At 43.2% G+C, this 26,300-nt stretch carries 25 protein-coding genes; 15 read left to right on the top strand and 10 right to left on the bottom strand.

The window, feature by feature from the left end; all coding sequences use genetic code 11:
• Positions 1-7: 7 nt before the first annotated feature.
• The 5 genes from secD to C7Y69_RS02470 form a co-directional block, all read right to left on the bottom strand.
• Positions 8-1,855: a protein translocase subunit SecD gene (gene secD / locus C7Y69_RS02490; protein WP_126871691.1), complete on the bottom strand. Its 1,848-nt coding sequence runs from the start codon at positions 1,853-1,855 to the stop codon at positions 8-10.
• A 55-nt stretch (positions 1,856-1,910) separates the two neighbouring features.
• Entirely contained in the window at positions 1,911-2,249 is a 339-nt protein-coding gene (gene yajC, locus C7Y69_RS02485) for a preprotein translocase subunit YajC (protein ID WP_013783253.1), read from the bottom strand.
• A gap of 24 nt (positions 2,250-2,273) precedes the next feature.
• Entirely contained in the window at positions 2,274-3,386 is a 1,113-nt protein-coding gene (gene tgt, locus C7Y69_RS02480; RefSeq protein ID WP_013783252.1) for a tRNA guanosine(34) transglycosylase Tgt, read from the bottom strand.
• Between the two features lie 177 nt (positions 3,387-3,563).
• Positions 3,564-4,628 (bottom strand): tRNA preQ1(34) S-adenosylmethionine ribosyltransferase-isomerase QueA, encoded by a 1,065-nt coding sequence (queA, locus tag C7Y69_RS02475; RefSeq protein ID WP_126871690.1) that lies wholly within the window; start codon positions 4,626-4,628, stop codon positions 3,564-3,566.
• Positions 4,629-5,007: 379 nt separating this feature from the next.
• On the bottom strand, positions 5,008-5,220 hold the full coding sequence (locus C7Y69_RS02470; protein WP_232043593.1) for a DUF6471 domain-containing protein: 213 nt from the start codon (positions 5,218-5,220) through the stop codon (positions 5,008-5,010).
• Between the two features lie 237 nt (positions 5,221-5,457).
• Here C7Y69_RS02470 and C7Y69_RS02465 point away from each other — a divergent pair, with 237 nt between their 5' ends.
• The 9 genes from C7Y69_RS02465 to C7Y69_RS02425 all read left to right on the top strand — a co-directional run bounded on the left by C7Y69_RS02465 (position 5,458) and on the right by C7Y69_RS02425 (position 12,104).
• Positions 5,458-5,847 (top strand): DUF2170 family protein, encoded by a 390-nt coding sequence (locus C7Y69_RS02465; protein ID WP_013783249.1) that lies wholly within the window; start codon positions 5,458-5,460, stop codon positions 5,845-5,847.
• A 23-nt stretch (positions 5,848-5,870) separates the two neighbouring features.
• Positions 5,871-6,551: a PspA/IM30 family protein gene (locus tag C7Y69_RS02460; RefSeq protein WP_126871689.1), complete on the top strand. Its 681-nt coding sequence runs from the start codon at positions 5,871-5,873 to the stop codon at positions 6,549-6,551.
• A 103-nt stretch (positions 6,552-6,654) separates the two neighbouring features.
• Positions 6,655-7,710: a potassium channel family protein gene (locus tag C7Y69_RS02455; protein WP_185864127.1), complete on the top strand. Its 1,056-nt coding sequence runs from the start codon at positions 6,655-6,657 to the stop codon at positions 7,708-7,710.
• A 14-nt stretch (positions 7,711-7,724) separates the two neighbouring features.
• A complete protein-coding gene (locus tag C7Y69_RS02450; protein WP_013783246.1) occupies positions 7,725-8,369 on the top strand; it encodes a YjfK family protein in 645 nt (214 codons plus the stop codon).
• A 26-nt stretch (positions 8,370-8,395) separates the two neighbouring features.
• The gene (locus C7Y69_RS02445; protein ID WP_126871688.1) at positions 8,396-8,812 is read left to right on the top strand and encodes a DUF350 domain-containing protein; all 417 of its coding nucleotides are present in this window, start codon (positions 8,396-8,398) and stop codon (positions 8,810-8,812) included.
• A gap of 48 nt (positions 8,813-8,860) precedes the next feature.
• Entirely contained in the window at positions 8,861-9,502 is a 642-nt protein-coding gene (locus tag C7Y69_RS02440) for a DUF1190 family protein (RefSeq protein ID WP_041452750.1), read from the top strand.
• Between the two features lie 3 nt (positions 9,503-9,505).
• The gene (locus tag C7Y69_RS02435) at positions 9,506-10,699 is read left to right on the top strand and encodes a glutathionylspermidine synthase family protein (protein ID WP_126871687.1); all 1,194 of its coding nucleotides are present in this window, start codon (positions 9,506-9,508) and stop codon (positions 10,697-10,699) included.
• 103 nt (positions 10,700-10,802) lie between these two features.
• On the top strand, positions 10,803-11,342 hold the full coding sequence (locus C7Y69_RS02430; RefSeq protein WP_126871686.1) for a rhomboid family intramembrane serine protease: 540 nt from the start codon (positions 10,803-10,805) through the stop codon (positions 11,340-11,342).
• 63 nt (positions 11,343-11,405) lie between these two features.
• Positions 11,406-12,104, top strand: a complete 699-nt coding sequence (locus C7Y69_RS02425; RefSeq protein WP_126871685.1) for a VC0807 family protein — start codon at positions 11,406-11,408, stop codon at positions 12,102-12,104.
• Here the strand turns inward: C7Y69_RS02425 and glsB are convergent.
• The 3 genes from glsB to C7Y69_RS02410 form a co-directional block, all read right to left on the bottom strand.
• A complete protein-coding gene (glsB, locus tag C7Y69_RS02420) occupies positions 12,098-13,006 on the bottom strand; it encodes a glutaminase B (RefSeq protein ID WP_126871684.1) in 909 nt (302 codons plus the stop codon). The two genes, C7Y69_RS02425 and glsB, sit on opposite strands and share 7 nt — an antisense overlap.
• A gap of 21 nt (positions 13,007-13,027) precedes the next feature.
• On the bottom strand, positions 13,028-14,488 hold the full coding sequence (locus C7Y69_RS02415) for an alkaline phosphatase (RefSeq protein WP_126871683.1): 1,461 nt from the start codon (positions 14,486-14,488) through the stop codon (positions 13,028-13,030).
• 245 nt (positions 14,489-14,733) lie between these two features.
• Positions 14,734-15,687: a chemotaxis protein CheV gene (locus C7Y69_RS02410; protein ID WP_126871682.1), complete on the bottom strand. Its 954-nt coding sequence runs from the start codon at positions 15,685-15,687 to the stop codon at positions 14,734-14,736.
• Between the two features lie 370 nt (positions 15,688-16,057).
• Here C7Y69_RS02410 and C7Y69_RS02405 point away from each other — a divergent pair, with 370 nt between their 5' ends.
• From C7Y69_RS02405 to C7Y69_RS02390, 4 genes are all read left to right on the top strand, one after another.
• Positions 16,058-17,653: an isocitrate lyase gene (locus tag C7Y69_RS02405; RefSeq protein ID WP_013783237.1), complete on the top strand. Its 1,596-nt coding sequence runs from the start codon at positions 16,058-16,060 to the stop codon at positions 17,651-17,653.
• Between the two features lie 257 nt (positions 17,654-17,910).
• On the top strand, positions 17,911-18,855 hold the full coding sequence (locus C7Y69_RS02400; RefSeq protein ID WP_013783236.1) for a LysR family transcriptional regulator: 945 nt from the start codon (positions 17,911-17,913) through the stop codon (positions 18,853-18,855).
• Between the two features lie 154 nt (positions 18,856-19,009).
• Positions 19,010-21,196, top strand: coding sequence for a malate synthase G (locus C7Y69_RS02395; RefSeq protein ID WP_126871681.1), 2,187 nt, complete (start codon positions 19,010-19,012; stop codon positions 21,194-21,196).
• Positions 21,197-21,449: 253 nt separating this feature from the next.
• Positions 21,450-22,331: a patatin-like phospholipase family protein gene (locus C7Y69_RS02390; RefSeq protein ID WP_126871680.1), complete on the top strand. Its 882-nt coding sequence runs from the start codon at positions 21,450-21,452 to the stop codon at positions 22,329-22,331.
• A gap of 21 nt (positions 22,332-22,352) precedes the next feature.
• Here C7Y69_RS02390 and C7Y69_RS02385 read toward each other — a convergent pair whose 3' ends face one another.
• Positions 22,353-23,369, bottom strand: coding sequence for an NAD-dependent epimerase (locus C7Y69_RS02385; RefSeq protein ID WP_013783233.1), 1,017 nt, complete (start codon positions 23,367-23,369; stop codon positions 22,353-22,355).
• Between the two features lie 14 nt (positions 23,370-23,383).
• Complete coding sequence (locus C7Y69_RS02380; protein WP_260563410.1) at positions 23,384-24,115, bottom strand: serine protease; 732 nt, start codon at positions 24,113-24,115, stop codon at positions 23,384-23,386.
• A gap of 263 nt (positions 24,116-24,378) precedes the next feature.
• Here C7Y69_RS02380 and C7Y69_RS02375 point away from each other — a divergent pair, with 263 nt between their 5' ends.
• Together C7Y69_RS02375 and C7Y69_RS02370 are read left to right on the top strand one after the other, a co-directional pair.
• Entirely contained in the window at positions 24,379-25,299 is a 921-nt protein-coding gene (locus tag C7Y69_RS02375; protein ID WP_126871679.1) for a PEP-CTERM/exosortase system-associated acyltransferase, read from the top strand.
• Between the two features lie 64 nt (positions 25,300-25,363).
• On the top strand, positions 25,364-26,275 hold the full coding sequence (locus C7Y69_RS02370) for a PEP-CTERM sorting domain-containing protein (RefSeq protein WP_126871678.1): 912 nt from the start codon (positions 25,364-25,366) through the stop codon (positions 26,273-26,275).
• The last annotated feature ends 25 nt before the right edge of the window (positions 26,276-26,300 follow it).

The following is a 26,300-nucleotide window of genomic DNA, read 5'->3' as shown; positions in this document are numbered from 1 at the left end:
CCTGCTCCTATATCGCTAATTTCTGTACATTACGTCGACCGCCCCACACAGCGTTAACGATAACGCGTGTTAGTAAAATGGCAGTAAACATAGAGGTAGCAATGCCAATCATTAGCGTAATAGAGAAGCCTTTAATTGGACCGGTTCCTACAGCGAACAGAATAAGACCCGCAATGAACGTTGTGATGTTAGCATCTAAAATGGTAGAGAACGCGCTGTCATAGCCATGATGAATGGCCTGTTGAGGGCTTCTTCCATCACGTATCTCTTCGCGAATACGCTCGAATATAAGTACGTTAGCATCTACCGCCATACCAACGGTAAGAACAATACCCGCCATACCCGGTAAGGTTAGCGTCGCACCAGGGATCATAGACATAATACCCACAATCATCACCAAGTTGGTGATAAGTGCAATGTTTGCCACAATACCAAAGGCTTTGTAGTAAATGAGCATAAACACAAGTACCGCCAACAAACCATACACAATAGCTTGTGTACCAAGCTCAATGTTCTCTTTACCTAAACTTGGCCCTACTGTGCGCTCTTCAACAATTTGAATAGGCGCAATCAATGCTCCGGCACGGAGTAACAAGGCTAAGTCGCGGGCTTCTTTCGGTGAATCTAGACCCGTAATTTGAAACTTACTGCCTAACTGTGCACGAATAGTGGCTACGGAAATAACCTGTTCGTGCTTTTCGAAGATTAGCTTGTCGTCTTTATTACGCTCGCCGTTCGACTTGTATTCAATAAATACCGTAGCCATCGGCTTACCAATATTGCCTCGAGTCGAGCGAGACATTTTATTGCCGCCCTCTGAATCAAGAGAAATATTAACGTTAGGCAAACCGTATTCATCTACACCACTATTGGCATCAATGATATGACTTCCAGTAAGCATAATGCGCTTTTCAAGCAACTGAGGAATACCTTGCTGGTCTTCAATAACTTGAGAACCCGCTGGTACACGACCGCTAATAGCGTCACGCACGTCGTTTTTCTGATCAACCATTCTAAATTCTAAAGTTGCGGTTGCGTTTAGAATTTCTTTCGCACGGGCCGTATCTTGAATACCAGGAAGTTGCACAACAATACGGTCGGCACCTTGCTTTTGAACTAAAGGCTCAGCAACACCTAACTGGTTAACACGGTTACGAATAATCGTAATGTTTTGCTTAACCGCGTTCTCGCGAATCTCTTGAAGTTTAGCTTCAGAGAAAACAGCTCTAAGTACTAGGTCGTCAGTTTGGCTTAGCGTAAGGTCGCGATTTTGATTACGTAAGAAAAACTCTGCTTTATCAAGCGTTTCTTCATCACGGAACGTAATTTCTACGTAGTCTTCTTTTTGCGTAACACCGCGATAGCGAATGCCTTCTTCACGCAAAGAGGTGCGAAATCCACTTTCAGCATCTTCTAACGACTTCGTGATGACTTCGGTCATGTCCACTTCCATTAAGAAATGAACCCCACCTCGTAAATCCAAACCAAGTTTCATTGGCGTGCCACCTAACCCTTCAAGCCATTCTGGCGTATCAGGTGCAAGGTTCATTGCCACAAAGTAATCGTCACCTAATGCATCTTCTAATGCTTCACGGGCAACTAATTGAGTGTCTGAATCTGAGATACGAACGAGAATTTGCTCATCTTCGAATTCGATGCGCTTGGGAGTAATACCTTTTGCCGCCAACGTAGACTCAACTTGGCCTATCATTGACTCGGTTACGACAGCGTCACGGCCTGCAGAAATCTGCACTGCGTGATCTTCACCGTAGATATTGGGAAGTGCATAAAGTGCGCATAGTCCAATGACGACAAGCGTACTTAGCACTTTCCAGATTGAATTTTTATTTAGCACTGGATAGTTCCTTTCGTGCCAGTACCGGGAAGGTCCCGGCCCCGGCGTTTGTCAATTACAGCGACTTCATCGTGCCTTTTGGCAACACAGCTGTTACAGACGACTTCTGCACAACGATGTTGTTCGTGTCGTTAAGAGAAATTTCGATAAAATCTTTGTCGTCAGACACTTTAGTAATACGACCAACAATGCCACCTTGCGTTAGCACTTCATCGCCTTTACCCAGTGAGGTAACTAAGTTTTTATGCTCTTTTACACGCTTCGCTTGAGGGCGATAAAGTAGGAAGTAAAAGATTAAACCGAATACGGCCAACATGATGATCATTTCCATGCCACCGCCTTGTGCAGCGCCGCCAGAAGCTTGCGCGTGTGCGCTTGAGATAAATAGGCTCATAAAATTCCCCAATTATTTTCGTTGTTATAGTGCCGGAACCGGCATATTTTTTTGTTCATAGAAAGTGTGTACGAATTCGTCCAACGAATCTGCTTCAATAGCATCGCGAAGGCCTTGCATAACACGTTGGTAGTAACGAAGGTTATGGATGGTGTTTAAACGCGCACCCAAAATCTCATTACACTTATCTAAATGATGTAGATAAGAGCGAGAATAGTTTTTACAAGTGTAACAGTCACAATTTTCATCAAGAGGTGACGTATCGTTGCGGTGCACCGCATTACGAATTTTTACTACGCCATCGGTAACAAACAAATGACCGTTTCTTGCATTACGGGTTGGCATAACGCAATCGAACATATCGATACCACGGCGCACCGCTTCTACAATATCTTCTGGTTTACCGACACCCATTAAATAGCGTGGTTTGTCTTCTGGAATTTGCGGCGCGGTATGGTCGATAATGCGGATCATATCTTCTTTAGGCTCACCAACCGATAAGCCGCCAATGGCATAACCATCGAAGCCAATAGCTTCTAGCCCAGCCAGCGATACATCACGCAGACCTTCATACATGCCACCTTGGATGATACCAAACAAAGCAGCAGGACTGTCGCCATGAGATTCCTTGCTTCGCTTCGCCCAGCGTAATGACATTTCCATAGAAACGCGTGCTTCTTGCTCAGTAGCAGGAAAAGGCGTGCACTCATCGAAAATCATCACGATATCGGAACCCAGATCGCGTTGCACTTCCATTGATTTTTCTGGCGTAAGTAAAATCTTCTCACCGTTAATTGGCGAGCGGAAGGTTACCCCTTCCTCAGTGATTTTACGCAAATCACCTAGACTGAATACTTGGAAGCCACCTGAATCGGTAAGGATAGGCTTATCCCAATGCATAAAATCATGCAGGTCGCCATGCTGGCGTATAACGCCTGTGCCAGGGCGCAGCATCAAGTGGAATGTATTGCCAAGGCAAATATGTGCACCACTGTCTTCTAATTCTTCAGGGGTCATCCCTTTCACTGTGCCGTAGGTTCCCACTGGCATAAATGCTGGGGTTTCTACCACACCACGATCAAAAACCAGACGTCCGCGTCTGGCTTTACCATCGGTTTTCAACAACTCAAATTGCATGTAAAGCGTTCCCAATTAGGTGCGCGCTCTGGCGCTGGGTCAAACGAAATTGTGGGCGATTATACCAGTTATTCTTCTGAGATCATGCCCAATACGCATGTTTATCGTTGAGATAAAGAAATAGGGCGGTCATCCTCTGCCCTATTCCCTAAAATATCGTGAAGCTTTATCTTTCAATTAGGCTTTTTCGATAAACATACTGTCGCCATAACTAAAGAACCTGTACTCGTTCTCGATGGCTTCTTGATAAGCATTCATCACATTTTCTCTACCAGCAAAAGCACTTATCAGCATCATTAGTGTCGATTCGGGCAAATGAAAATTGGTAAACATGGCATCGACTACTTTGAAGGTAAAACCCGGATAAATAAAAATTTCAGTATCTGAGTAAAACGGAGCAATCACAGGGTTTTCACCTGTATTATTTTCGATTGATCGCTCTACACTGGCTTTTGCCGCAGATTCTAACGAACGTACCGATGTAGTGCCTACCGCAATCACCCGCTTACCTTTTGCTTTGGTTGCCAATACGGCATCTACCACTTCTTGAGATACCTCGGCATACTCAGCATGCATTTTATGCTCTTCAATATTTTCCACCCTTACAGGTTGGAACGTACCTGCACCAACGTGCAAGGTAACAAAGGCCAAGTTCACGCCTTTTGCTTTTAACGCCGCTAGCATATTGTCATCAAAGTGTAAGCCCGCCGTTGGCGCTGCAACTGCGCCTGGCGTTTCATTGTAAACCGTTTGATAGCGTTCTTTGTCGGTAGACTCATCAGGGCGGTCAATATAGGGTGGCAATGGCATATGGCCATACTGCTCTAACAATGAAAGTGCCGTTTCTTCATGGTCGAAGCGCAGCAAGAACAAAGCATCATCACGCCCTTCAACCGTGATATTTACATGCTCTTCTAGCAACAAACGGGTACCAGGCTTTGGTGCTTTACTGGCTCGAACATGCGCAAGTGCGGTGTGCTCGGTTAAAATACGTTCAATAAGCACTTCAACGTGGCCACCGGTTTCTTTCTTGCCTAACAGCCGCGCAGGTATCACACGGGTGTTATTAAAAACCAGAAGGTCACCCTCGTCTACTAACGACAGCATGTCGTTAAACATAGCGTGAGTAACTGCGCCCGACTTACCATTCAACTGAAGTAAACGGCTTGCCGTTCTATTTTCTGTTGGGTACTTGGCAATCAGGTTTTCTGGTAGTGTGAAGCGATAATCTGATAATTTCATATTTACTATTTAAAACGCTAAAATTGAACTAAAGAATTAAGACAAAAGTTGAATATTAAGTAAATTTAAGTTTTATGCACATTGGTTAACTCAACCGAAATACAACTCCACTCAATCATCCAACCTGTTATTTTTATTAGCCTAAAGTAGCCATGTATAATTTACTACACCTACTTATGGAACCCAATACGGTCGAATATCAAACAAAGATAGAAGAAAAAACCTTAAACGGTTAAGATTCGTCCCAGATAGTGATGATGTTCTCCCTTAACATTCCTTATCTTAGACCCGACATTTGTCGGGTTTTTTTTCGCTTGTCGATTGGTATCGACTTCTTAAGCGAACGTTTCACTTCATATCCTTTTTGTAATGAAGCATTTTACCTGTTTGTATCGTCAAGATCAGTTAAGATTTCTTCTATTAACGCCGCATCTACCGCTCGCGCTTTAAGGACGTATAATATTTGTACTAACAAATCTGCGCCCATAATGCCTTTATTCACCTTATTTCTTAAATTATCAGCACTTTGTTCTACACCAATGTCGGCTAAACGCTGACTGAGCGCTTGATATTTCACTCCACGCACAGACATTTCAGACTTAACGAGTCGCGCTACGGTTTGTCGCCATGCATTTTTAGCACTCAATTAAACACCCCATTTGTGACGTATATTTTACAAAAACACACTTTTTTACACATTAAAAGCATATTCGTTATTGACGATTATGGCATAATACGTCTACACTGCAAGTCAAGAATATTGGCGAGTGCGTAAATTGTGGTTACAGTGGCACTCGACATTATCGCTTCAATCGAAAAGGAGAACTGTATGAGTTGGGATCTAGAGAGCATCGAATCTTTGTTTAAAGAGCACGATGACTTTGTGGTGACGCGTGAGGAAAACTGTTTACTCATTGCGAATCAAGACGGTATAGACGCGTGGCTGGCTATTAGCGGCGAGCAAATTTTAGTGGAAACTTTATTGTTTGCTTCATCGGAAGTGAAAGACAAAGCGGCTTTAGATCACGAAATTTTATCTACCCATATGTTGTTCCCGTTAACTACGGTTGGTATTTCCACTGTTGGCGATGAGGAATACTACGTTGCCTTTGGTGCGCTTAGTGCCCAATCGAAATCAGAAAGTATTGTGATTGAAGTAGAAACACTGTTTCAGAACGTTGCATCATTTTTAGATGCCTACGAAACACACCTTAGTTAATATTTACTTCGAAGGAGAAGCGAATGTCAGTTTGGAAAAAATTAGTTACTGCAGTAAAGGGTGGTGCCAACGAAGCGGCACAGTCGGTAGTAGATAGCCAGGCTATCCGTATTCTGGAGCAGGAAATTAGAGAAGCTAAAGAAGAGTTACGTAAATCTGATCATGCTAGAACGCAGATTTTAGCGAAATGTAAGTTGTCTCAGCAAAAAGTCGCTAGCTTTAATTCTTCCATTGAAGAATACGAAGCGCATGCACGCAAAGCTATTGATAACGATCGTCAGTTAGCCCTTGATTGTGCCCAAAAGGTATCTGAGTTGAAAGAAGAGCAAGCGCAAGAACAAGCGTATCTTGATCAGTTCCAACAATCAGAGAAGCAATTGGCACAGAATATCCAGCAAGCAAAAGCAAACTTACGCCGTTTAGAGCAGCAAGTGGATATGGTGAAAGCCACTGAAAGTGTACAAAAGGCCCAAGTTGCTGTTTCGTCTCGCCACATGGGCGCGAACAGCAAGATGAAAACTGCAACGGAATCGCTTTCACGCATTCAAGATAAGCAGAAGATGCGCAACGCTGAACTTCAAGCGGCGGAAGAACTTGCCACTGAAGAGTCGAGCAGCGATTTAGAAAAGCGCCTTTCTGAAGCCGGTATAAAAGGGGGAAAAACCTCCGCCAATGATGAACTTGCTCGTATTTTAGGCAAATAAATTAATATTTAACGGGAGCTTAGGCTCCCGTTTCGTCTTTTATAGACATATTCCTCGCTTAAAGGCACAGTTAAAGAAAGACAAACAAAGGTTGTTTCTCGCTATGTCGCAATGGATACAGCTGCGCAAAATCATGCTGCAGTATTTCGCCGAATCTCGTTGGTACACGATTTTAGGCGCTACCGCCTTCTATGGTGTGAGTAGTTATTGGCTACTCTATGCCGCCAACGAAAATGCATTAATTGCACAAGCCGATTTTATCTACTGGTTAGCTGTTACCGCATCGACGGTGGGTTATGGCGATTTATCACCCACGACCTCCGCCGGCAAGCTCATCGTAGCACTTTACGTTATTCCCTTAGGACTAAGTATTTTTGCCATGGTAATTGGCCGAATTGCAGCCTGGGTATCTGAACAATGGAAAAAAGGGGTAATGGGCATGACAAGCCTAAATGTTAGTAAACATATATTGGTGATTGGTTGGAATGAGCAACGCACTATGTTGTTGTTAAATTTGTTATTGCAAGAACGCGAAGCCATGACCGAACGGCCCGACATTGTTCTGTGTGTAAAAGCGGATATCACCAACCCCATGCCAGGTATTATAGAATTCGTTAAAGTAGACTCGTTTAACAAAGACGACGATATGGATCGGGCGTGTATTGACGCGGCTCAAACAATTCTCATCGACAATCCACAAGATGATGTCACTATGACCACTGCGCTGTATTGTTCGAAACGAAATCCGCAAGCCCATCAAGTTGCTTATTTCAATGATGATAGCCTAGTAGGCTTGCTACAAGAACACTGCCCAAAAGTGGAATGTACACCTAGTGTTGCCGTTGAAATGCTGGCGAAAGCGGCATTCGATCCCGGTTCCAGTATGCTGCATCACGACTTATTAAGCATTGGCGAAGGGCAAGCGCAGTTCTCAGTGAAAATACCTAAAGACAGTCCTTCTATTTCCGTTGCCAAACTATTTATGAACTTAAAGCGCCGACACGATGCCATATTTATTGGTTATGCCCCACACGGCCAAGTGAAAGACATGGTGGTGAACCCGCCGTTAGACTCAACCCTAGCACCAGGCGATACCTTATTTTACATTGCCGACAGGCGCATTAATGCTATCAATTGGCCATCGTTAGACGCCGAATAGCACAGGAGTGTATTGTGTTTAGTAAATTATTTAAGAAAAAAGCGCCAGAAAAACCCAAAGCGCCTGAAGTGATGGGCTTGTATTTAGGTGGTTCATTCGAGCTAGATAATTTAAAGCTGTCGTTATTAGAGCCTTCCCTTACCATCGAGGGAGCCGCTCGCTCTCAGCTGATTCAAGCCGTGGGTGAAGCACCACTTGATACTGGCGGTACTTTGCTGCGCTTTTACACAGACGATGATGGTTTTTTACAAGTAGTACTTGATGGCGGGCTTACAGAGAATCATATTACCGACGTTAAACTTTGGCATTTTTACAGTACTGAAACCATTGGCAGTGAACAGCAATGGAAATCGTGCGTAAATACCCTGATTAGCCAACCTACTTATACTCTTGATGGCAAAGTATTTAAGCGAGTCTGGGAGGCCGTAGGGGCAGAATCACCGCCCGTAGCAGTGACAGAAACCACCTACGAAGAAGATGAAGATATCAGCACTACCGATCAGTTTATGATGCTCTACGAACGAGAGATAGAAAATGATAGAGTGGAGTCATTACTGGTGGCGGGCGAAGAAAAGATAGTGGGTAGCAATTTCGACCGCTGCCTAGTTATTTCCACGGGGTTTGACGTAGAACCCGCAGACATTACGATAAACGGTTAATCGACATATAAAGGTAAGGACGTTCTATGAACACTATTATGGACTCATTGGCAGGATTAGATAACTTTGCGGTGTATTTCGGCCTCTCAATTGTTTTCTTATTCGTCTTCAAACTGGTGTATGCCCTAGTGACCCCACATGATGAGTGGAAACTAGTTAAAGAAGAGAAAAACGTAGCAGCTGCAATTGGTTTTGGCGGCGCGATTGTTGGTTTTGCTATTGCACTTGCTAGCGCAGCGACACACTCAGTCGCTATTGTCGATTTCATTATTTGGGCTGTTGTCGCTATTATTGCGCAATCGTTAGCCTTTGCGTTATTACGTTTTACCTTTATGCCTAAAATTGCTCAGCGTATTAACGAAAATGAAGTTTCTGCAGGCGTGATGCTAGCCAGTATGTCTATTGCAGTGGGTTTATTAAATGCGGCATGCATGACCTATTAAGGGGGACCCATGACAAACTCTAATAAATCACACGCAGCACAAGATGCTATGACAGATAATCAGTCAAGTGGTTCTGCCACCAGCCGAAAACGTAGCTCAGGTATTAACCTTTCTCGTATGCGCAAAAGCTACGCGTTAAAGCCTCTCGCTATTGGTATTGCCAGCGTTTTCCTAAGTGCTTGTGGTGAAGAGAAACAAGACGCACAAATTTACACTTCACTGGAAGACTGCAAGCGAGATTTCCCTGATGCAGTAGAGCGCTGTGATGCAGCTTATAAAACCGCGACAGAAGAAGCCATGCGTACTAGCCCTCGCTTTAATAGCGAATACGATTGTGAGTACGAATTTGGTGCCAACCAATGCCGCACGGTGAATACCAATTCAGGCAGTGTATTTATGCCCTTTATGGCAGGCTTCATGGTAAGTCAGTTGTTATCGCCAAATCGCTATTACTCACAGCCTCTCTATACCTCATATTCACCCTACTCTTCATATCGCTCTCGTTGGGTTACGGCTGATGGAAATGTGTTTAGCGGTGATATTCGCAAGCGCAATTACAAAGTGGGCTCAGATACACTGAAACCCAAACCTACGGTAAATCGCACAATGAAGCGCGGCGGTTTTGGTAGCAGTGTAAGGGCAAAATCATCGTGGGGAAGTAGCTCACGCAAGGGCAGTTGGGGCGGATAAGCCATGTTTAGAATGCCATGCCAGCCTCGCAAAGGTTGGCAGCAATTGGCCGGCGAATTTGGGTTTCATTTTCATACCATGTATGGCGAACCCTATTGGGATGAGCGCGCCTATTATCAATTTACGCTTGCTCAGATTGAAAAAGACATTGAAGACCCCACCGCTGAGCTTCATCAAATGTGCTTAGCTGTGGTAGATGATGTGGTTAATAGTGAGCAGTTACTCACCCGCTTTTCTATTCCCGAAGCCCACTGGGGATTAGTTAAAGACAGTTGGCGCAACCGCGACCCTAGTTTGTATTCCCGCTTAGATTTAGTTTATTCCGGCAAAGGCCCCGCAAAACTGCTTGAAAACAATGCAGATACGCCCACCAGCTTGTACGAATCAGGTTTTTGGCAATGGCTATGGTTAGAACAACAAGTGAATGCGGGTGTACTGGCGCGAAATGCTGATCAGTTTAATAGCTTGCAGGAAAAGCTGGTGTTTCGCTTCGGTGAAATAGCCCAGCATTATCAATTAAATCAAATGCACTTCTCTTGCTGCAAAGATACCGAAGAAGACCGAGGGACGGTGCAATACCTTCAAGACTGCGCAAAAGAAGCTGGTATTCAAAGCGACTTCGTTTTTATTGAAGACATTGGTTTGGCAGATACAGGGGTATTTACCGACCTGGCTGATGCCCCCATTACCGATTGTTTCAAGTTATATCCTTGGGAGTTTATCCTGCGCGAAGAGTTTGGTGACTCACTCGCTGATGCAAAGGTAAATTGGTTAGAACCTGCGTGGAAGTCTATTATTTCAAACAAAGCACTACTGCCTTTGTTATGGCAGAAATTTAAAGGCCACCCTAATTTACTCCCTGCCTATTTCGCCGACGATATTCCTCATAATATCCATCATAAAACCCCTCATAATGCCACGCACGGCGGCAAGTGGGTCAAAAAGCCATTATTTTCAAGAGAAGGTGCGAATATTTCATTAATTGAAAATGGAAAGGAATCGGAATTAAGCCCAGGTCCGTATGGAGATGAAGGGTTTATTGTACAAGCTTTTCACCCCCTTCCTGTGTTTGATGGAAACCATACACTCATTGGTAGCTGGTTGGTAGATGACATGCCAGCAGGCATTTCGGTGCGTGAAGACAGCAATGCGATTACGCAAGACTTGTCTCGATATTTACCCCACATCATCTTGTAGTTGATTGTAGCTGAACAACAAAACGCTGTTGTTTAATGAGCATAGCCGCCCAGCAATACTTCCATACTAGGCAAGTGTTATAACGAAGGAATAAAAATTGTTTATGAAGCCACTGTCTTTTCAACTTCGCGTGTTACTTACCTTGGCTGCATTTCTTATCGTCATTGAGATAGTGAACCTGGTAACGGGAAATAGCTTGAATCAGTTTGGCGTATATCCACGCTCCTTGTCTCATTTGCCCTATATCTTCACAGCCCCATTTTTACACGGTACGCCGTCCCACTTAATGGCTAACTTTATCCCCTTATTGCTGTTTATGTGGCTTACTATGCAGTGGGGAAAGCGCACCTTTCTCATCGCCACCGCAAGTACGTTGATTATTGGCGGACTGGGGGTGTGGATTTTTGGTCGTAGTGCTATGCATATTGGCGCAAGTGGTATGGTTTACGGCTACTTCGGCTTCCTAGTATTAGCTGGTTTTAAGAGTAAGAAAGTGAAATACCTGCTTATTTCTATCATTGTTGCCATCCTTTACGGCGGAATGCTGGTAGGTATATTGCCAACCTCTAGATTTATTTCATTTGAATATCATCTATTTGGCTTTTTAGGTGGGTTATTTGCCGCTTGGCACTGGGCACGATGAATGGATGCCGTATAATTGTGCTCAATTAAACAGTGCGGCAAATAAGAGAAAGATAAAGGCGTTATGGCAGAAGTACAATCGCAGCAAAAAAATCAGGGCTTTTTCGGCAACCTTGCTTTCAATATTATTATACCCGTGGTGCTAATGAGCTATGCAAGCTCTGAAGATTATTTAGGCCCCGAATGGAGTATTGTCGCCGCACTCGCTTTCCCCATAGGTTATGGGCTATGGGATTTGAAAGCATCAGGCAAAGTAAACGGGTTTTCTGTTTTAGGTATTATCAGCGTATTGCTAACGGGTGGTTTTAGTTTGTTAAAACTGCCTGCCGAGTATATCGCCATTAAAGAGGCAGCTATTCCTGCGGCTATTGGTTTGGCGGTATTGATAACCCAATATACTGAAAAGCCGCTGGTCAAAATGCTGATCTTAAACGACCAAATTATAAACTGGCCTCACTTGAACCGCGTACTCGATGAACAAAACAAACAGGCTTTGTTTAAACGTAAAGTCGCAGTAAGTTCATACATTGTGGCAAGCTCGTTCTTTTTATCTTCTGCCTTAAACTACATTTTAGCCAAGGTGATTTTGGTTAGCGAGCCAGGCACTACGGCTTATACCGAAGAACTAGGCCGAATGACAGCCTTAAGCTACCCCGTCATTGTCATACCCAGCATGATATTGCTTATTACCGCACTATGGTATTTATTCAGCCAGATTAAGAAGATAACTGGCGAAGAGTTAGATGATTTTATTAATCAGTAGACCGACCAATTAATGCGCTTGCTCAATGACGTAAGCGCAGCTACACCTAAATGAGAGTTCCCCACCGCGTTTAGCGCAGGTGAAAACACACAAATAGAAAAGCGACCAGGTACTACGGCTATTACTCCCCCGCCAACCCCGCTTTTCCCTGGTAAGCCAACCTTAAAAGCAAAACTCCCCGCTTCGTCGTACATACCGCTTGTAGCTAACAACGCATTTACTTGACGATTTTGGTCTGGGCTTAGTACCTGTTCGTCGGCACATTTAGAGTAACCTCTATTTGCTAAGAAGTTTGTGGCTCGCGCTAAATCAACACAACTCATTTCCAAGGCACAGTTGTTAAAATAGCTATGCAATACATCTTCAACTTCGTTCTCGAAGTTATTGTAAGCTTTCATTAAATACGCCATAGCGGCATTTCTAGCCCGATGTTCAAACTCTGAATCGGCAACCACTTTATTAGCAAAGATTTGCTCATTACACGCTAAGCGCCTGACGAAGTCTCGCATACCAATATGAGGCGAGGCGAAACGAGACTGTGTCATGTCACTCACCACTAATGCCCCCGCATTAATAAACGGGTTCCGTGGTATACCGTCTTCGTATTCCAACTGTACTAGCGAGTTAAATGGCAGACCCGACGGTTCGCAACCTACCCGTTCCCACATGCCCTCGCCATAGTGATTCATGGCAAGCACTAAGTTGAAGACTTTAGATATACTTTGAATAGAAAAAGGCACATCAGCATCACCAATTGACGTAATGTGCCCTTCAATATCACAGATAGCGATGCCAAATTGATGAGGATCGACACTGGCAAGCGCAGGAATATAGTCTGCGACTTTACCCTCCCCTAGCATAGGTTTTACTTCATCAAAAATGGCTTCTAACAATTCCAGCATTAGCGCAGTATTCCTATACGTTTAGTTACAACGCCAATTTTCTTTAAAGTCGCAGCTTGCGTTTGTGCCGTCTTTTCTATCCGTTGCTTTTATCAACTCAACGTTTGTTGAAATACCTTGGGTAGTGGTATTGCGATTATCAATGAAGTTAAAAATCTTCTTAGCGATATCCGTATTATCAATTTGGCCCATAAAATCGTCGTGACCAGCGCCAAATGCGAATACTTCTACGTCTACACCAGTATGGCCCGATGTTGTCCAGCCTGTGTTGGTTTTGTTGTCTAAAAATACCTTCAGGGCATTAAAGCGCGCTTTCACATCTTGCTGTGCAATACTATCGAGCGTGGCGATTTCTTCATCGGTAACATCAAAACCAAAAGTCGTTGCAACATAATCACCAGGATTATCGTGTTCAACCATATTCTTCGCTATGGTACCCAATGACGCTTTCAAGTTGTGTAAATACTCTGGGCTCCAGCTATAGTCACCTCGAGCACCTATGGTTAAACCGCCAGTGCTGTGATCGGCCGTTAGAATAACCAAGGTATCTGGGTGCGCTTGCACGTAGGTCTTTAAGAATCCTATGGTGTAGGCAAGGTCTTGCATTTCAGCCATCGCCGACGCGATATCATTGGCATGCCCTGCCCAGTCTACTTGGCTTGCTTCAACCAGTAAGAAATACCCGTTGTCGTTTTCTAAGTGCTTAATAGCATGTTCTGTTAGGTATTTAAGGCGATTATCACGGCTGTCGTCTAGCATGGCAGGTAAGGCTACAGGTGCAAATAACCCCAGTACGTTGCTGCCTTTAGGCACTGTCGCTAAACGGTTGTAAGTGTCGGTATATTCATAACCGGCATCAATAAACTCACCAATGATATTACGATCTTCCCGCTCAAAAAAATCAGTACCACCACCTAACATCACATCGGCGACAAGTTCACCATTTACGCGCACATCGAAAAAATCGTCGGCGATAGCATTGTAGTTCTGGCGACTTTCGTCGTGAGCAATATAAGCCGCTGGCGTAGCGTGAACAATTTGTGAGGTGACCGCTAAGCCTGTTCGCATACCTTTCAATTTCGCGTAATGCATGACAGATTTAACAGGCTGCTTATCTACATCAACACCAATAGCACCGTTATAAGATTTCACACCAGACGCCAGTGCAGTAGCTGCGGCAGCTGAATCAGTTACGTAACCAGAAACGGGTGCTGGATAAGTAGATGCATTCCCCATCAAAATATCATCGAATACGACCGCATCCACTTCAGGGGTGTTTTTATCATCAACATAATTACGGTACGCCGTAGTGAAAGCAGGCCCCATTCCATCAGCTACTACCATGATAATATTGTTAGGTGCTGAGTTTTGCGCAACAGTCTTTTGCGCACTTTCATTTGAGGTAGAGCCACACCCAGACAGTGCTAAAAGCGAGCCGCATAGCGTAAAGGTGGTTAATAATTTGCGTTTACTATAAATCATGAAACTTCCCTGAGAACTGAAAAAGCGCCATATCAAAAAAACGTGGGCGCGGACGACCCTCATCCTAAATGGGTCGCATTTAAGAATTGTGTCATTTCACACATTGCACAAAATATTCACCAGATGACGGCGAGAATGTTGAACATGCTTATTATTGAAGGCGTTAGTGTAAGGCAGACCTACCCATTTCTCAAAGCATTAAGGGTAAATAGTATCGTCAGAAGGGTTAGTGACAAGGAAAATTGCTAACTTTCTGAGAGGTACTGTCGAAGTCGCTGTTGAGCAACCTCTACAAGCATGTCGGGTTGGAATTTGGAAATAAAACGGTCGCATCCCACTTTTTCGACCATAGCATCATTGAAACTACCACTTAGAGACGTGTTTAATGTAATGAAGAGATCGTGCATTCTAGGGTCATTTCGTACTTCTGAAGTCAGCATATAACCGTCCATTTCCGGCATCTCAGCATCGGTAAACATCATCAATATCTCATCGCTGGGTCGCTTTCCAGCATCCGCCCACTCCTTGAGTAACGCTAAAGCCTCAGCCCCATTTTTTCTCTCAATGATGGTTATTCCTAATTGCTCTAGCGTGTCTCTGACTTGTTTTCTTGCAGTACTTGAATCATCGACAATTAATACTTTTTTATCTTTGAAGTGATTAACGATATCTGCATCAAGTACTTCCTCAGATATAGAGATGTCGTAGTCTATGATTTCGGCAAGTACTTTTTCCACATCGATAATTTCAACAATTTCGCTTTTACCTTGCACATCAACTTGCGTAATGGCAGTAAGGTAATTTGTCTTCCCCATTCCACTAGGTGGCGGTTGAATGGTATCCCACGATGTGTTCACGATATTCATTACTTTACCAATAATGAACCCTTGGACGCTTCGGTTATATTCCGTAATGATAACGTTATGCGCATCGCTACCTATTGAGCCGCCTCGCATTTTAATCGCTTGGCGTATATCAATGATAGGAATAGCGCTGCCTCGATAATTCATTACGCCTTTAAGGTTCTGGTGAGAACCAGGCATGCTATTGAATTTAGGAATGTTGATAACTTCTTTAATTTTGAAGACATTCATGGCAAAGATATGACGAGAACCCAACTGAAACATCAGCAATTCAAGCCTGTTTTCACCCACTAGCTTAGTGCGCTGATCAACTGAGGAAAGGACGCCGTTACTCATCGTTACTCACTTTAATTCTCAAAATCAATTACTCGGAAAACCTACTGCCAATTACTGAATTGCAGCGAAGTGTCAAAAGAATTTACACGTCATGCAATCAGAAACCCATTAGCAATTATGCTAATAACCCGCCTAATTTTTACTCTCTTAGGTAAAAGCTAGCCTACAAATCACTTTCTTACGAATATTGATGGAAACTACTACCAGTTTAATCCCCCCTTATTTATTCACACCATGAATGATGGCAATCAAAAATATACGCTTTTATTATTACGACTGCCACACTAGGATGAAATGGAAGCTTAAGAGAACGCACCAATGCGAAATCTCAAAACAACATTGAAACTAATTATAGTAGGGAGAAACGCTCATGTCGCAGTATCAACAAGATATTGATAACTTCGCCACGTTAAAAGCAGCACAAAAAGGTGCTTGGGAAGGCATTAGCCCTGAGTACGCTGCTAGAATGAAAATCCAAAACCGGTTCAAGACTGGTTTAGACATTGCGCGCTACACTGCTGCAATCATGCGAAAAGACATGGCAGATTATGATGCTGACACAGCGCAATACACTCAGTCTTTAGGTTGCTGGCACGGATTTGTCGGTCAGCAAAAAATGTTGGCAGTGAAGAAACACCAAGGTACTACCGATAAAAGCTACTTATACCTTTCAGGCTGGATGGTAGCCGCGCTTCGCTCTGAATTCGGGCCACTTCCAGACCAATCAATGCATGAAAAGACAACCGTTTCTTCACTCATTGAAGAGCTATACACTTTCTTGCGCCAAGCGGACGCTCGTGAATTAGGCGATTTGTTCCATCAGCTAGACGACGCGAAAGCTAAAGGCGGCGACACTGCAGCTATTCAAAGTCAAATTGATAACTACGAAACCCACGTAGTACCTATCATTGCAGATATCGACGCTGGTTTCGGTAACGAAGAAGCGACCTACTTATTAGCTAAGCAAATGATTGAAGCCGGTGCATGTTGTATCCAGATTGAAAACCAAGTTTCTGATGCAAAGCAATGTGGTCACCAAGATGGAAAGGTAACGGTTCCACATGAAGATTTCCTAGCTAAAATTAATGCGGTTCGTTATGCATTCTTAGAGCTTGGCGTAGATGACGGCGTTATTGTTGCTCGTACCGATTCACTAGGTGCCGGCCTAACGCAGAAAATCCCTGTATCAACCTCTGAAAGCGACCTGGCTGCTCAGTACAATGCATTCTTAAAAACAACACCTGTTAACGGTGCTGACGATTTATCTGAAGGCGACCTTGTATTGAAGCAAGGTGGACAACTAGTGAAGCCTGAGCGCTTACCAAATGGCTTATTCCGCTTTAAGGACAATTCTGGTTTCGACCGCGTAGTACTAGATTGTATAACATCACTTAAACACGGCGCAGACTTGTTGTGGATTGAAACTGAAAAACCTCACGTTGGTCAGATTGCTGAAATGGTTAACGCCATTCGTAAAGAAGTACCAAACGCGAAGTTAGTTTATAACAACTCTCCATCTTTCAACTGGACACTGAACTTCCGCCAGCAAGTATTTGATACTTGGACTGAAGAAGGCAAAGATGTTTCTGCATACGACCGCGCTAAATTGATGAGCGAAGAGTACGATGCGACTGAGTTAGCCACTACCGCTGATGAAAAAATTAAGAGCTTCCAAGCAGACGCTGCTCGCGAAGCGGGTATTTTCCATCACCTTATTACACTACCCACTTACCATACTACGGCGTTGTCTACTGACAACTTGGCCAAAGGGTACTTTGGTGAAGAAGGTATGCTGGCTTATGTTCGCGGTGTTCAGCGCCAAGAAATTCGCCAAGGCCTAGCATGTGTTAAACACCAAGCTATGGCAGGTTCAGATTTAGGTGATACCCACAAAGAGTACTTCTCTGGTGAAGGTGCACTTAAAGCTTCTGGTGATGATAACACCATGAACCAGTTCGACGTTTAAACACAAAGTATCCCAACTTTGTTCAAAGGCACCTTAGGGTGCCTTTTTTTATTATTCAGGGAATTTATCTGAATTTGCTCCATATCCAAATTAACAAATCAATGTAATTATCAGCAATAGAAAACAAATATTCATATTTTTCAGATACTTGAAATTTTCATTCTTTTTAAGAGTAAGACCAAAAGCGTATCTGACAGCGGATAAAAAAGGCTTTATAATAGCCCTGTCTAATTGAGTTTATTAAGAGCATTACAATAATGAATATAGCGAAGGTCGACTTAAATTTACTGGTATATTTAGATGTTTTACTGCGAGAAGGCAGTGTAACAAAAGCGGCCAATCAGCTTAGCATCACGCAACCTGCGATGAGCAATGGGTTAAAACGCCTGCGTGACTTATTTAAAGATCCTTTATTGGTGCGCACCAGCGACGGAATGACGCCTACAAAACGGGCACTTGAACTTCAACCCACTATTCGTGATGTGCTCAGCCGACTTGAAAGTTCAATTCAACCAGAGACCGATTTTGATCCGCTAACCAGCGAACGCACTTTTCGCATCATGACAAGTGACTATGCAGAAAGCACGCTATTACTTGAACTAGTAGGCAGGCTAACTGATCTAGCACCAAACATTACGCTAGATTTAATTACCCCTAGTGACGTTACCTTCCACGATGTAGAGCAAGGCAAGGTCGACATGGCCATTAACCGCTTTGAAGAACTGCCGCTGTCTTTTCATCAAAAAGTGATTTGGTACGATACCTTTAGTTGTGTAATGAGTTCAGATCACCCGCTTGTTGCTAAGTGTGACTTAGACAGCTACTTAAGCGCTCAACATATTTGGGTGAGTAAAACTGGCTTTGGTGTTGGCGTGGGTATCGACCCAACAGAAGTACAGAAACTTGGTTGGGTAGACGCAGAGCTAACTAAAATAGGCAAGCAACGGGCTATTCGCGTATTTACACGACATTACCACGCGGCATTACAGATAGCTAAAACGCAAAAGCTTATCGCCACCTTGCCAAGCAAAGCGGCAAAGTTATTTAAAGACGACCCAAGCGTTGTAGTGAAAGAACCACCGTTCGATATTCCCCCAATTGCGTTAAAAATGGCATGGAGTGCACTATTGCACCATGATGCGGGGCATATCTGGTTACGTCGCTTGATTAGCGATGTAGCGAACGAAATGAGTGACAGCTAAAGCATCCTGTAGTGTCTCGCCATTAAGATTTTACATATGAATACTAAATGCACACAAACATTCACTGTAAAAATGGCAAAGATAGGAACCATAAATTAAAAAACTGCCTCTATACTCTCTACACTAGAGCTACAGAAAATGTATAGAGGTAGTTATGCAAAATTATATTACACGAGGCCGTTTACAGGTTGCTGAGCAACTCGATGATTTCATCAACCAACAGGCAATGCCAGGCACTGGTGTTCAATCAGACGCTTTTTGGCAAGGTGCAGAAGCCCTCTTTTCAGAATTCGTTCCTCAAAATCGTGCCCTGCTAGAAAAAAGAGAACAACTCCAACGCGCTATCGATGACTATCACAAAGCGGGAAACCCCGCTTTCGGTGAGCAATATATAACTTTCTTAAAAGAAATTGGTTACTTAGTAGAGCAGCCTGAAAAGGTACAAGCCGATACCACAAACGTGGATGCAGAAATTGCTACTATGGCTGGCCCTCAATTAGTTGTACCAATTAACAACGCCCGTTATGCACTGAATGCTGTTAATGCTCGCTGGGGGAGTTTGTATGATGCTTTATACGGCACTGATGTTATTAGCAACGAGAACGGAGCAGAACCCGGCAAAAGCTATAACCCTATCCGTGGCGAGAAAGTGGTAGCGAAAGCGAAAAGCTATTTAGATAGTATGCTTCCACTTGCAAAAGGAAGCCACGCAGATGTTGTCGGTTATAAAATAGAAACAGGCAAATTGGCGATTTCCTTAACTGATGGCGACATCACTACACTTGCGAACACCGAGCAATGGCAAGGTTACCAAGGTGATATAACAGCTCCTACTGCGCTGTTATTCGTTCACAACGGCCTGCATTTTGAAATTCAGATAGATGCCACCAGCCCTATCGGTAAAACTGACGCCGCTGGCGTTAAAGATGTGCTGATTGAGGCTGCATTGACTACCATCATGGATTGCGAAGACTCAGTCGCCGCTGTTGATGCCGAAGATAAAACCTTGGTTTATAGCAACTGGTTAGGGCTAATGAAAGGCTCGCTAAGCATTGAAATGAGTAAAGGTGGCAAAACTATCGTTCGGGCTATGCATGAAGATAGAGTGTATTCGCCTTCAAAACATGTAACGAATCAAGAGCAACTATCTTTATCTGCGCGCAGCCTTATGTTTGTACGTAACGTAGGTCATTTAATGACAAATGACGCCATGCTATTCGATGGTGAGCCAGTACCAGAAGGTATTATGGACGGTTTAGTGACTTCGCTTATCGCCAAGCATGACTTACTGAATAACAGTCCATTCCAAAACTCTCGTCATGGCAGCATTTATATTGTTAAACCCAAAATGCATGGCCCTGAAGAAGTGGCTTTTTCTGATGCGCTATTCGCCAAAATAGAAACCGTCATCAATGTGCCTAAAAACACGTTGAAAATGGGTATTATGGATGAAGAACGCCGCACCAGCGTGAATTTAGACGCCTGCATCAATGCTGCGAAGTCTCGCGTTGTATTTATTAATACAGGCTTTTTAGACAGAACAGGCGATGAAATTCATACGTCTATGCTTGCAGGCCCTTTCGCCGAAAAAGCGACCCTTAAGACGATGCTGTGGATTAAAGCCTATGAAACCGCAAATGTAGCCGTCGGCCTTCGATGTGGCCTGTCAGGTAAGGCGCAAATTGGCAAGGGCATGTGGCCAATTCCCGATGAAATGCAAAATATGATGGATGCCAAAATTGGACATCCAAAGTCTGGTGCAAATACCGCATGGGTACCCTCACCTACCGCTGCCACTTTGCATGCGCTGCATTATCATGATGTTAATGTCTTCGACATTCAGAAGGGATTAGATCAAGATTTCTCAGGCCTTAACGATATTTTGACTATTCCACTGCTAGAAAGTAGAGATTCACTATCAGCCGACACGATACAGCGGGAAATAGATAATAATGTGCAAGGTATCTTAGGTTACGTGGTTCGTTGGGTACATCAGGGAGTAGGCTGCTCTAAAGTACCTGATATTAATAATGTTGGGCTGATGGAAGACAGAGCGACTTTGCGTATTTCATCGCAGCACATCGCTAACTGGCTTGAGCACGGCATTGTAAGTGCCGCGCAAGTTGATGAATCCCTTCGCAGAATGGCAAAGTTAGTTGATGAGCAAAATGCTGGCGACGCAGAATATATCCCTATGATGCCTGATTTAGATAGCTCAATTGGTTTCTTAGCCGCTAGCGATCTTATCTTTAAAGGGAAAGAACAGCCAAGTGGTTATACCGAGCCTTTATTGCACACAAGACGCCGCGAAATGAAAGCGAAGTTAGTCTCTGTAAAATAGCCCAACGAGATTAACCTGGCTAAATCAACGGCGTATTCGTTGTTGCTATTTCTATGGCTACGCCAGTCAATAAACGCCATGCCGAGCTTATCTCACCTAGTATTACTAATTAGATAAGTTCGGCATTTTTGCTTCTTTAGCACTGCCAACACTCGTACATAGTTAATTAATAAGTCACCTACCAGCACGCCAATAAAGTGGCAGGCTCGGCTAACTCTACTACGCTTTTACTATAATCACTGGAGTTAAAAACATGCAGGTAACTTCATCGGTACCCGTTGCTAAGGTACCCGCTACTATCGTGCCTATTTTGTCGGGCGGGGGCACTCGACTTAGTGCGCATATTGGTATTTTAAAAGCACTTAAAGATTTAAATGTGGAAATTAAAACACTTGTGGGGGTATCTGGAGGTTCAATCATTGCGGCGATGTACGCCAAAGGCCATAGTATTGAAGATATGCGAGAGTTAGTAATTGCCACCGACTTTAAACAATTTACCGCTTTTTCCGTGTGGCGATTATTGCGAGAAGGCGGGTTGTCGTCGGGAGATCATTTCGAACGCTGGATTGATGATAAGCTTGAAGGAATTACTTTTGCCGAACTTCCCATCGCACTCACTATATTAGCCACAGATGTAAACGGTGGCGGCCCTGTATTGTTTGGTAAAGACAATACGCCGGACATGAAGGTTTCAGAAGCTGTACGTTATTCTATGTCTATCCCTCTACTCTTTTCCTTTAAACCTTTCAAAGAACACTTGTTGGTAGACGGCGCAATATTATCTGAAGATGCCTTGTTTGAAGATTGGCAACATGATGGCACGCCGACGGTATGCTTTCGACTTCAAAGTGCCATTCAAAAACGTAAGATAATAAAGAAAGGTGTGCTATTGCTACCGCAGTATCTATCGATGTTGATACGCACCTTTATGACAGCCATATCAAGAGAATATATTAACGCGAAGTACTGGCATAACACTGTGGTCATTAATACGGGGGAAATTTCAGCGGTAGACTTTGCGCTAACCGCTGAAATGAAGAACCATTTATTTGAACTTGGTTACGAAACCACGAAAGAATTTCTTCCTAAAAAATGTGCCGCTTTTCAATCTCTCAAAGTGGCCTCTACTGGCTAGGAAGTCCTTTAACCTGGCTTTCTAGATGTTGTAAAAGTCTTTGTACCAATCTACAAAATTCTTAACACCAACATCGATAGACGTAGAAGGCTTGTAGCCTGTGTCATTAACCAATGATGATACATCTGCATAGGTATCTGGAACATCACCAGGTTGTAATGGTAAAAGCTCTTTTTTCGCTTCAACACCCAGTGACGCTTCTAAGGTTTCGATAAATTTAAGCAAATGCACTGGTGTTTGTGCACCAATGTTATAAACCTTGTAAGGCGCTTTACTTGAACTTGGATCTGGCGCACTTGCATCCCAACTTTCGTTTGGCTTCGCCACGTTATCTAATGAGCGAATAACCCCTTCAACGATATCATCAATGTAGGTGAAGTCTCGTCTATGGTTACCGAAGTTGTATACCTGAATGGTTTTGCCTTCCAGTATGGCTTTAGTAAATTTAAATAGCGCCATATCAGGGCGACCCCAAGGGCCATAAACCGTAAAGAAACGTAATCCAGTAGTAGGTAAGTTGTATAGATGGCTGTACGTATGCGCCATTAGCTCGTTCGCTTTCTTCGACGCTGCGTATAAGCTTACTTGGTGATCGACATTATGCTGTTCTGAGAACGGCATTGTTTCATTCGCACCATAAACAGAACTTGATGATGCATAAACCAAATGACCTACTTTATTATGGCGACATCCCTCAAGGATGTTCATAAAGCCAACTAGGTTGGCATCTACATAAGCATTAGGGTTTTCAATTGAATACCGTACCCCTGCCTGCGCCGCTAAGTGCACCACTTTGTCGAACTTTTGGTCTTCGAATAAGGCTGCCATTTCAGGGCGATCTTCAACACCCATCTTAATAAATGTAAAGCGTTCACCTGCCGCTGAATTTTGAACTTGCTCAAGCCTGGCATGTTTAAGCGCGATATCGTAATAATCGTTAATGTTGTCAATCCCAACAACATCGTCACCGCGATTAATTAAATATTGAGAAACGGCTGCACCAATAAAGCCTGCAGCGCCGGTAACCAGAATTTTCATAAAAGTCCTATTTTCTATTTTTCCATTTCACGCTTTAACAGTGCATGAACGTGCTCAATTGGAATGGCATAAGAAATGCCTGAAGGATGCGATAACGCACTTTCTTTACTGTCTCTAACGTAAACTTTATTAATGACCGCAAACACCTCCCCTGTTTCAACGTTAACAACTGGGCTACCTGAATTACCTGGATAAGCGGTCACATCTAACTGATAAATTAAATCTGGATTCTTGAGTCTATCAAGACTTTTCGCGGTAAGCGATCTCGCATTATTAGAAGGCATATAATCAGGAGTAATGGTAGCAACTATGCCTTTATGTACAGCAGGGAACAACCCTAAAGCTCCCCCTAATGGATAACCAAAAATGGCTAGCTCCGTGCCTGCATCAACCAATGTGTTGCTGGCTAATTTAAACGAGGGGTAAGGATTATTCACCTTTAGCAAAGCTAAATCATGCTTGTCGTCGATGGCCAAAATTTCCACTTTATCGAAGCGTACTTGTTTGCCATCTGGCAACATTACAACGAAATGTTCGACTATAGTAGGGTCTAGCTCTTCGTCAACAACGTGGTAGTTTGTAACAACGTATTTACCATCGGCAACAACAAAGCCAGTCCCTTTTATTTGAGGTGTTGTGTGTTTCAAAGGGCTATGAAGCGCAATGGCTACCGTAGATTTTACCGAATTTTTAGTCAGCTCAACGAGGTTTTTCGCTAGCGCTTGTGTCGAGATTATACAAGCCATTATGAGTACGCATACCATTAAGCTTCTGCTTTTCGAGTCTGTTTTCACGATGCACCTTTGGGTTAATCGATATCAATGTAGACACCGGGAAAAATATAACTAACAGTTTCACTTATATTTACTAATAAATACAACTACAAAAATAATACGTTCATAATATTAGGAATACAATCTATACTGCTTAGTATGTTGCACTGCTTAGGTTGCAGATACCTTTATAGCCTTTCTGGATGTATGGTCTTTATAAATAGGTACGAATAAACATGCAAAAAAGGAAATTAATTTCTACGATCCAAACAATCTTTGGAAAAAAAAGTAGAATATCAAAAGCACTAGGCGGATATCAAAAGTTACAAGAGGTCAGAGAAATCTCTTCGCACTTTTCTGCGTATTTGACGCCACTTGTTGCAAGCAATAAGGATCTAAAAGAACAATCATATGGCATTAGGCATCAAGTTTATTGCGTAGAAGAAGGCTTTGAACCGGAAAGAGAATCAAAACTAGAAATTGATGAATTTGATGCTTACTCTACGGCTTGCATGATTGAACATAAAAAGACTCAGCGTTTTGCTGGTACGGTTCGACTCGTTCGCCCGCAAAAAGAAGATGAGTTGTTGCCTATTGAAAAATATTGCCCCTCTTCAATAACCCATCCTGAACTTAACCCAGCAAATTTTAAGCGCCACGAAATTTGTGAAGTATCTAGATTAGCGGTACCAGAAGAATTTCGCCGTCGTAAAAGCGATAAGTATGATGGTGCATCTACAGGTGTAATCAATACATCGACCTACTCGGAAACTGAACTTCGATGCTTCCCCTTTATTGCTATCGGGTTGTACTTAGCAGCAGCATCTATATCAATTAATTCGGGGATTAAGCATACCTACGTAATGATGGAGCCACGATTGGCTCGTTCTATGCGGTTCATAGGGATAAAATTCGAACAAATTGGTCCTGTAGTTGATTATCATGGAAAGCGTGCCGCTTATTATATAACACCAGAGATGTTACATAAAAACCTACCTAAAGGCTTTGCCGCTATGTTTAAGCATATTCAAGCTTCACTAGGCCATGATGTTGCGAATAATGACCTTTCTGTTAGAAACGCCGATAGAATTGTCGAGTTTATTTACAGATCGTTTTCGACCAAAATTATTAATCAAAAAAATCAACAACTTAAATAATGGCACGCTAACTGCTTTGTAAAAATGCAATATTTAGATCGCTGCATACTTACGGAGAGTAGAAATGAAAAAGTTACTACTTACAACGATTACAGCTGCGGGTTTAGTGCTTAGTGGACAAGCCGCAGCTACCCCTTTTTATCTTGATTTGTCTGACGATGCGACTGTTAATCCTTTAGGTCCTATCGAACAACTTGACCTTTCTTACGATTCTTACACTGAAGTTGTTACTTCTGGCACAGATGCTGGTCAAGTGACTACTCGTGCTGGTACATCTTTAATCGGTTATGATTTTGGCGGTCAATTATCGTCTCCAGTTTATGACGATTTCGCTGATATGGTTTTAGATGGTACAGCAATCCAGAACACTTTCACTTACACGCCTTCACCAGGTGGCTTAGGCGTTGATTTCACCACCTTCCCTTTTTCTCAAACACGTTTATCGTTTGACCTTGCCCTTGATGGTGATTTAGTTTCTGGTGTTGGTGTTGATTACACTGGCGGTTCACTTGATATTTACGCTTACGATGTATCTGACCCATTCAACCAAGATGCAGGTACTGCTTTTTTAAGCGGCCCTGTTTTGCTAATGAGCACCGAGTTTAGCTTTAGCAGCATTAATGTTGGTGAACAAGTTGTTGAAAGCCTTGTGACAGACTCAAGCTTAACTGCTGCAGGCGAAGAAGTATTTTACTTTTCTAACCTTGCAGGCACAGTGTTCACTTCTTTCCAAGAGTACATTGAAGATACGATGACTGATATCGTGTTAAGCGCTGCGCAAACGGTTTCTATCGCAGAATTAGAAGCTAACATTCTTGCTCCTTTAGCAGTTAGCGCTGACGGCACTACCGTTTTAGTATCTGATGACCACACTGCAGCAGTTACTTTCCAGGTAGCTGAGCCGTCAACCGTAGCTGTATTCGGTCTTGGCCTTATGAGCATGTTCGGTTTTGCACGCAGACGTCGTCAAAAGTAAAATTCTGATTACATTGTAATCTAAT

The organism is Alteromonas sp. KS69, from assembly GCF_003989595.1.
Lineage (GTDB): Bacteria > Pseudomonadota > Gammaproteobacteria > Enterobacterales > Alteromonadaceae > Alteromonas > Alteromonas naphthalenivorans.
This window is presented reverse-complemented; position numbering and strand designations above follow the sequence as displayed.

What these genes read in the sequence shown, in the direction of transcription:
- C7Y69_RS02380 (WP_260563410.1), bottom strand. Translation starts at nt 24,115, where the DNA reads ATGGCTTGTATAATCTCGACACAAGCGCTAGCGAAAAACCTCGTTGAG.
- C7Y69_RS02400 (WP_013783236.1), top strand. Translation starts at nt 17,911, where the DNA reads ATGAATATAGCGAAGGTCGACTTAAATTTACTGGTATATTTAGATGTT.
- C7Y69_RS02440 (WP_041452750.1), top strand. Translation starts at nt 8,861, where the DNA reads ATGACAGATAATCAGTCAAGTGGTTCTGCCACCAGCCGAAAACGTAGC.
- C7Y69_RS02395 (WP_126871681.1), top strand. Translation starts at nt 19,010, where the DNA reads ATGCAAAATTATATTACACGAGGCCGTTTACAGGTTGCTGAGCAACTC.
- yajC (WP_013783253.1), bottom strand. Translation starts at nt 2,249, where the DNA reads ATGAGCCTATTTATCTCAAGCGCACACGCGCAAGCTTCTGGCGGCGCT.
- C7Y69_RS02460 (WP_126871689.1), top strand. Translation starts at nt 5,871, where the DNA reads ATGTCAGTTTGGAAAAAATTAGTTACTGCAGTAAAGGGTGGTGCCAAC.
- C7Y69_RS02470 (WP_232043593.1), bottom strand. Translation starts at nt 5,220, where the DNA reads ATGTCTGTGCGTGGAGTGAAATATCAAGCGCTCAGTCAGCGTTTAGCC.
- tgt (WP_013783252.1), bottom strand. Translation starts at nt 3,386, where the DNA reads ATGCAATTTGAGTTGTTGAAAACCGATGGTAAAGCCAGACGCGGACGT.
- C7Y69_RS02465 (WP_013783249.1), top strand. Translation starts at nt 5,458, where the DNA reads ATGAGTTGGGATCTAGAGAGCATCGAATCTTTGTTTAAAGAGCACGAT.
- C7Y69_RS02370 (WP_126871678.1), top strand. Translation starts at nt 25,364, where the DNA reads ATGAAAAAGTTACTACTTACAACGATTACAGCTGCGGGTTTAGTGCTT.
- C7Y69_RS02435 (WP_126871687.1), top strand. Translation starts at nt 9,506, where the DNA reads ATGTTTAGAATGCCATGCCAGCCTCGCAAAGGTTGGCAGCAATTGGCC.
- C7Y69_RS02390 (WP_126871680.1), top strand. Translation starts at nt 21,450, where the DNA reads ATGCAGGTAACTTCATCGGTACCCGTTGCTAAGGTACCCGCTACTATC.
- C7Y69_RS02445 (WP_126871688.1), top strand. Translation starts at nt 8,396, where the DNA reads ATGAACACTATTATGGACTCATTGGCAGGATTAGATAACTTTGCGGTG.
- C7Y69_RS02415 (WP_126871683.1), bottom strand. Translation starts at nt 14,488, where the DNA reads ATGATTTATAGTAAACGCAAATTATTAACCACCTTTACGCTATGCGGC.
- C7Y69_RS02425 (WP_126871685.1), top strand. Translation starts at nt 11,406, where the DNA reads ATGGCAGAAGTACAATCGCAGCAAAAAAATCAGGGCTTTTTCGGCAAC.
- C7Y69_RS02405 (WP_013783237.1), top strand. Translation starts at nt 16,058, where the DNA reads ATGTCGCAGTATCAACAAGATATTGATAACTTCGCCACGTTAAAAGCA.
- glsB (WP_126871684.1), bottom strand. Translation starts at nt 13,006, where the DNA reads ATGCTGGAATTGTTAGAAGCCATTTTTGATGAAGTAAAACCTATGCTA.
- C7Y69_RS02385 (WP_013783233.1), bottom strand. Translation starts at nt 23,369, where the DNA reads ATGAAAATTCTGGTTACCGGCGCTGCAGGCTTTATTGGTGCAGCCGTT.
- C7Y69_RS02375 (WP_126871679.1), top strand. Translation starts at nt 24,379, where the DNA reads ATGCAAAAAAGGAAATTAATTTCTACGATCCAAACAATCTTTGGAAAA.
- queA (WP_126871690.1), bottom strand. Translation starts at nt 4,628, where the DNA reads ATGAAATTATCAGATTATCGCTTCACACTACCAGAAAACCTGATTGCC.
- C7Y69_RS02410 (WP_126871682.1), bottom strand. Translation starts at nt 15,687, where the DNA reads ATGAGTAACGGCGTCCTTTCCTCAGTTGATCAGCGCACTAAGCTAGTG.
- C7Y69_RS02455 (WP_185864127.1), top strand. Translation starts at nt 6,655, where the DNA reads ATGTCGCAATGGATACAGCTGCGCAAAATCATGCTGCAGTATTTCGCC.
- C7Y69_RS02430 (WP_126871686.1), top strand. Translation starts at nt 10,803, where the DNA reads ATGAAGCCACTGTCTTTTCAACTTCGCGTGTTACTTACCTTGGCTGCA.